This is a genomic window from Ilumatobacter sp., from assembly GCF_041688325.1.
Lineage (GTDB): Bacteria > Actinomycetota > Acidimicrobiia > Acidimicrobiales > Ilumatobacteraceae > Ilumatobacter_A.
On the sequence record NZ_JBDNIJ010000090.1, the window covers coordinates 1 to 5,670 of the forward strand.

The 5,670-nt window shown below is 64.5% G+C and carries 5 protein-coding genes; 4 read left to right on the forward strand and 1 reads right to left on the reverse strand.

All coding sequences use genetic code 11. The features are described 5' to 3' along the window. From ACH2EI_RS05960 to ACH2EI_RS05970, 3 genes are all read left to right on the forward strand, one after another. Positions 1–603, forward strand: a 603-nt coding sequence (locus ACH2EI_RS05960) for a TetR/AcrR family transcriptional regulator (protein ID WP_395159439.1), incomplete at its 5' end; no start/stop codon positions are given. Positions 604–658: 55 nt separating this feature from the next. After that, positions 659–1,183, forward strand: coding sequence for a hypothetical protein (locus ACH2EI_RS05965; RefSeq protein WP_395153421.1), 525 nt, complete (start codon positions 659–661; stop codon positions 1,181–1,183). A 64-nt stretch (positions 1,184–1,247) separates the two neighbouring features. Further along, positions 1,248–2,267, forward strand: coding sequence for a UDP-glucose--hexose-1-phosphate uridylyltransferase (locus ACH2EI_RS05970; RefSeq protein ID WP_395153420.1), 1,020 nt, complete (start codon positions 1,248–1,250; stop codon positions 2,265–2,267). Positions 2,268–2,278: 11 nt separating this feature from the next. On the opposite strand, the gene hisC is transcribed toward ACH2EI_RS05970, so the two are convergent. Further along, the gene (gene hisC / locus ACH2EI_RS05975) at positions 2,279–3,364 is read right to left on the reverse strand and encodes a histidinol-phosphate transaminase (RefSeq protein ID WP_395153419.1); all 1,086 of its coding nucleotides are present in this window, start codon (positions 3,362–3,364) and stop codon (positions 2,279–2,281) included. A gap of 106 nt (positions 3,365–3,470) precedes the next feature. Between hisC and ACH2EI_RS05980 the strand changes: the two genes are divergently transcribed. Next, positions 3,471–5,465: an acetoacetate--CoA ligase gene (locus ACH2EI_RS05980; RefSeq protein ID WP_395153418.1), complete on the forward strand. Its 1,995-nt coding sequence runs from the start codon at positions 3,471–3,473 to the stop codon at positions 5,463–5,465. Positions 5,466–5,670 lie beyond the last annotated feature (205 nt).

The window sequence follows — 5,670 nt, forward strand, 5'->3', positions numbered from 1 at the left end:
CCCGCACCGGCTGAGAGTCGCACCGACGGCCGGATTGGCCGGCGCCTGCGCAATCATGATGCCGTGCTTGAAGCCGCGATCAAGATGTTCTCCGAAGGCGAGGTCATTCCGGCAGTGGACGACGTCGCCAAGCGAGCTGCGGTGTCTTCGCGGTCCGTGTACCGATACTTCCCGACGCGCGATGAGTTGATTCGGGCTGCACTCGAGCGATGGCTTCTGCAGCAGGCACCGTATCTCGTGGCTCAGCCGCCGATTGAGGGCGACCGTTTGACGCGCGTCGAGTATTTCTGTGGACAGCGCTTGGCGCTCTATTTCCGATTTGCCCCGCTGGCGCGGGTGGGGCTCGTTCTGGGGGAGACCGATCCGCTCGTGCGGGAGATCTTCGAAGCCGGCCGGGATTCCCTCCGCGAACAGTTCGCTGCACAGTTCGCGACCGAACTGGGATTACTCGCACACCGAGATTGGGTCATGGCCATGACCGCTGCAACGCTGCCGTTGCAGTTTCATTTGTTTGAGTACATGCACGTTGGTTGCGGTTTCGATGCAACACAGATGCACGAACTCATCGTCGAGCACCTGCACCTGCATCTGTCGGCACTCTGACTGCCGGGCCGGCCGACGCATTGCTTTGCGGTGCAGATCCTGTAGAAAGGCATCGATGGCAGCCCCGAAGTTCAGCCCTGTTGCACCGACCGACCGCGCCCGTGGTTACGGGTCGCCCGATCACGTCCCGGCGAACTGGATGCCGGACCGCCCGGCTGAGATCGCCGGGTTCCAACCGTCTGGTCCGCGCCGCGGTAATCACGGCCCCGACCAGGGGTTTGCGCTGCGCATCGCCGCACGGCTCGCTCCCCAGATTCAGCTGCAGCCGGGCGAGCACCTCGACGACGCCATTCGCGGCTGCCTCGGCATCGCGCTCGGGCGAGCCTCGCTGTTTTCTCGCGCGCCCGTCGTGCACGACGTCAAGCTCGCGTTCACGATCTGGGGTTACTTCGACGAGCAACCGCCAGTCGAACTGATCGAGTTGCGAGCGAAGCTCTTTGCTGGCCTGCGACATGTCGCCCATCACTACACCGAGGCCCGCGAAGTTGCCGACATGGTGCCGGACGAAACACTGCAGCTGACGCCTGAGGCGGCTGCCGCAAAGTACCCCGCGTCCTGGCGCGAACTCGTCGGCGCCTGACCGCTCAGCGCGGGTCTCGCCGTGCAGAGCGGCTTCATGATGGCGGGTCGCTAAGTTTCGAGGCGTGTCCGAGACCTTTGACCCGTCCGTCCACCCGCACCGTCGGCGCAACGCGCTGACCGGTCAGTGGGTGGTCGTGTCGCCGCAGCGCACCCAACGTCCGTGGCAGGGCCAAACCGATGACGCAGCCATTGCGCGGCCTGCCCCCTCTGACCCGAACTGTTACCTGTGCCCTGGCAACGAACGTGCTGGCGGACTGTCGAACCCCGTCTATGCGTCGACGTTGGTGTTCCAGAACGACTTCGCAGCGCTGCTCCCCGATGTTCCGCTTCCTGACAGCCCTGTGTCGAGCGGGCTGTACCAGGCGGCGACCGGCGACGGCGAGTGCCGAGTCATGTGCTTCTCGCCGGACCACGGCAAGACACTCGCCACGATGGACTTGGTTGAGATCGGCGTGGTGATTGACCTCTGGAAGAGTCAGCTTGGCGAGTTGCTGGATCGGTACGAGTACGTACAGATTTTCGAGACGCGGGGCGCGATCTCGGGGTCATCGAACCCGCACCCGCACGGTCAGATCTGGGCGTCGAACTTCCTGCCGAACGAGATCACTGCCGAACTCGCTGCACAGCGTTCGTACCGAGCCCAGCATGGGAGTCACCTACTCGTCGATTACGTGGAGAGCGAACTGGCCGTCGGTGACCGGATCATCTACGCCAACGACCACTGGGTCGTAGCGATCCCGTACTGGGCCTACTGGCCCTACGAGACAATCGTGCTGCCGCGCCGCCCTGTGGCATCGCTGCTCGACTTGACGGTAGACGAGGCAGAGGGTCTCGCCGACGCACTGAAGACGATGTTGTCGGGATTCGACCGGTTGTTCAACACGCCGTTCCCGTATTGCTCGGGTTGGCACACAGCGCCGCGAGGTCTCGAGGCCGATTGGCAGTTGCACGCGCACTATTACCCGCCGTTGCTCCGTTCAGCCGACGTGGCCAAAATTCCGGCGAGCTACGAACTGCTTGCCAACCTCCAACGCGACCTCACACCAGAAACCGCTGCCGGCAACCTACGCGACGTTCTCTGAGCCGACGGTCGTCACAGCGAGCGCGGTCGAACTGTTGCAAGCGCTGCGAGGAAACGGTCGTTCCACTCAGCGCTGGCAACGGTGACCCGCACACCGACGTCGGGGAACGCGCGTGTGACCACGCCTTGGCGCTCCAGGTCGACGCCGAGTGCCGCAGCGTCGCTCAGCACCGGGAGCCACACGAAGTTGCCCTGTGGGTCAGGGAGATCCCAACCTGCCGAGCGCAACGACTCCACTACCCGAGTCCGTTCGCTGACCAGTCCGGCGACCCGAACCCGCATCTCGTCGGCCGCGGCCAAGCTCGCCCGAGCGGCGCGTTGTGCGAGTTCGTTGACGGCGAACGGGACGAGCGTTCGGTCGATCATGCCGATCACCTCGGGATGGCCGAGCGCATAGCCGACGCGCAGCCCAGCCAGGCCGTGTGCCTTGCTGAAGGTTCGAGTGATCACCAGGTTCGAGTGATCGGCGAGAAGTGCGGTCGAGTCGGTGACACGTTCGTCGGTCACGAACTCCGTGTACGCCTCGTCGAGGACCACCAGGCATGTCTCGGGGACGGAGCGGAGAAACTCGGCGATGTCGGCGGTCGGCACGATGGTGCCCGTCGGGTTGTTCGGGTTCGTCACGAAGACGAGCTTCGTTTGCTCGGTGATCGCAGCGGCCAGCGCCACGAGATCGAACGCTTCGTCGGCCAGCGGCACCAGCACCTGCTCGGCTTCGACGAGCGCGGCGAACAGCGGGTACGCCTCAAACGATGGCCAACACATCGCCACCTGATCGCCAAGCCCGACGTAGCTGAGCAGCAACTGTTGCAAAATGCCTGCTGAGCCGGCGCCGATCGTGACCTGCTCGGTGCCGACACCGACGAACTGGGCGAGCTCTTCGCGTAACGCTGTGGCGCGGTGGTCGGCGTACAGCCCAATGTGTTCGATCCCTGCGCTGATGGCACCGGCGACGGAGGGGAGCGGACCGTATGGAAGTTCGTTCGATGCCATCTTGATGGCATCAGCAATCCCGTGTTCGGCAGCGGCTGCGGCCGCCGAGCGACCGGGCGTATATCCGGCAAGAGCAGCAACAGCGGAGCGGGGGCGACCAGTCATCTGATCATGATCCCAGACTGGGGGCGTCCCAGTCGGATCGTTCGCTTTGAAGAGCTTCTTGCCTGGCGGTTTCTTCGTTGTGGCTGAGAGTGGCAACATCTCGGCCATGACGAACGAGCCGATTGAACGCGGCACCCTCACATGGCGGCCCGCAGAGGACGCTTGGGCGAACAGCTCGCTCTGCGACTTCGCCGAACACGTTGTCGCACTCGGTGGGCCCGCCTGTTCGGAGTACGGCGAATTGCTCGACTGGTCGCTCGGGGAACCCGGACCGTTCTGGGCGGCTGTGGCGAGCTGGCAATGCATCCGCTGGCACGACAAGCCCAGCGCTTCGCTCGTCGGCGGGACCATGCCGGACGTGACGTGGTTCCCCGGCGGCACGCTCAACTATGCCGAACGCATGCTCGCCTGGGCCGCCGAGCAGCCTGATGAGACGGCGATCATCGAGCTGTCGCAGAGCCGCGACCGCCGCGAAGTCACGTGGGCGGAGCTGGTCGATCAGGTCGCGTGCTGTCGTGCAGGTCTCGTCGGACGGGGCGTCGGACGCGGAGATCGGGTGGTTGCGTTCAGCCCGAACATCTCCGAGACGTTGGTTGCCTTCCTGGCAACGGCGAGCCTCGGGGCAATCTGGAGTTCGTGTGCGCCCGAGTTCGGGGTGCGTGCAGTGACCGACCGCTGGGCACAGATCGAGCCAAAGGTGTTGATCGCTGTCGACGGCTACATGTACGGCACCAAGGGCATCGATCGCAGCGCGCACGTCGACCAGATCGCCGCAGCGTTGCCGTCCCTCGAGCACATCGTGCACATCGGTTACCTGCGACCCGACGGTGATCTCCCAACCGATTCGCGGGCCTGCGCATGGGACGACTTACTCGCCAACCACGCGCCACTGGAGTTCGAGGCAGTTCCGTTCGATCACCCGCTCTACGTTCTGTTTTCGTCGGGCACGACTGGCCTACCGAAGCCGATTGTGCATGGACACGGAGGCATCGTGCTCGAACATGCCAAGGCCTGGTCGTTGCACTATGGCCTGCGACCGGGGGATCGCGTGATGTGGTTCACGACGACCGGTTGGATGATGTGGAACTTCTTGATCTCGGGGCTGATCACCGGGTCGACGATCGTTCTGTTCGATGGTGATCCGGCGGCCCCGGATCTGTTGGCGCTGTGGCGCGTCGCAGCCGACGAGCAGGTCGACGTTCTCGGCGTCAGCGCGCCGTTCATCATGGCGTGTCGAAAAGAGGGAATCAGGCCCGGTGACCTCGTCGACCTGTCGTGTGTGCGCCACCTCGGTTCGACTGGGGCTCCGCTGCCGGTCGAAGGTTTCGAGTGGATTCCTGAGGCGGTCGGCAGGCACATTCAGACTGGGTCGATGAGTGGCGGTACCGACGTGTGTACGGCCTTCGTCGGCACGGCACCGACCCTGCCGATCAGGGCAGGCGAGATCGGTGCTCGCATGCTGGGCTGCGACGTCCGGGCCTTCACGCCGTCTGGTGAGCGGTGCGCACCGAACGAGACCGGCGAACTCGTGATCGTGACGCCGATGCCGTCGATGCCGATCGGCCTCTGGGGAGACGAGTCAGGCGAGCGCTATCGAAGCACCTACTTCGACACTTACCCCGGTGTCTGGCATCACGGTGACTGGATCACCTTCTTTGACGACGGCGCATGTCAGATCACCGGTCGGTCCGACGCCACGTTGAACCGCGGGGGTGTTCGCCTCGGTACCGCTGACTTTTACGTGATCGTCGACTCGATGCCCGAGATCGCCGACAGCGCGGTCGTCCACCTCGAAGACAAAGCGGGCGGGCCTGGCGAGCTGATCCTCCTGGTTGCAACTGCTGGCGGCCACGAACTCGACGAAGACCTCGTCAGCAAGATCAAACGAGCGCTCCGGTCGGAACTGTCGCCGCGGCACGTTCCCGACGAGATCGCTGCGCTGCCTGCTGTGCCGCGCACGCTGTCGGGCAAAAAGCTCGAAGTGCCAATCAAGCGGATGTTGCTGGGCATGCCGGCCGACAAGGCAGCGTCACGCGATTCGCTCGCAAACCCGGAGGCACTCGATCATGTCGCTGCGTGGGTCGCCGACCGGAACGCCTGAGCGCACCGCCGACACTTACGCTGCCGTTCTGGCCGGTCAGTGCCGGCCGGTCAGCGCAGTCGGTGATTGCAGGCCGGGTGGCTGGATTTTGGCGAGGTATGCGTTGTCGGTTTGCATGCGTTGGCGGAGGTCGTCGTAGTAGGTGCGGGGCGGGTTGAAGTAGATCTGCCCGGTGTCCATCCGGCCGCCATCAGGATGCGAATAG